Source organism: Lunatibacter salilacus (assembly GCF_009797935.1).
Classification (GTDB): Bacteria; Bacteroidota; Bacteroidia; order Cytophagales; family Cyclobacteriaceae; genus Lunatibacter; species Lunatibacter salilacus.
On the sequence record NZ_VOLC01000059.1, the window covers coordinates 1 to 632 of the forward strand.

Annotated in this window: 1 protein-coding gene; it reads left to right on the forward strand. The window is 38.1% G+C overall.

The window, feature by feature from the left end:
• Positions 1-481, forward strand: a 481-nt coding sequence (locus FQ608_RS27115) for a GxxExxY protein (RefSeq protein WP_317168964.1), incomplete at its 5' end; no start/stop codon positions are given.
• Between the last annotated feature and the right edge of the window lie 151 nt (positions 482-632).

Sequence of the window (632 nt, forward strand, 5' to 3'; positions counted from 1 at the left end):
ACAAACTAGCGCAAAAAAAAATCCGCGAAGATCAGCGAGATCCGCGGGAGATTGTTTCCCGCAGATTGCGCAGCTAGATTGCCCAAATTTACGTAGAAAAACGATGACAGAAAACGACATTTCATTTATAATCAGAGGTGCGATTTTTAAAGTATTTAATGCTTTGGGTCCCGGATTGCTTGAATCCGCCTACGAAGCAGCATTAATGCACGAACTTATTAAGGCTGGACTAAATGTAAAAGCGCAGGTTCCATTGCCTTTGATATATGACGAGATAAAAATGGATGTGGGTTATCGGATTGATTTGTTGGTTGAAAACAAGGTTATCGTTGAAATTAAATCTATAGAAAACCTTTCTGAAGTGCATCATAAGCAGGTTTTAACCTATTTGAAGTTATCAGCAATGAAACTTGGAATTCTTGTAAACTTTAATTGTGTTGAGATTGAAAAAAGTATTTTTAGAAAAGCAAATGGATTATGAAAAATTAGCTGCGTTTATTGTTTCCCACAGGTAGACGCAGAAAAATGATAGCAAAAAAGGGCGGAGATTGTTATATGCACAAACTAGCGCAAAAAAAATCTGCGAAGATCAGCGAGATCCGCGGGAGATTGTTTCCCGCAGATTGCGCAGA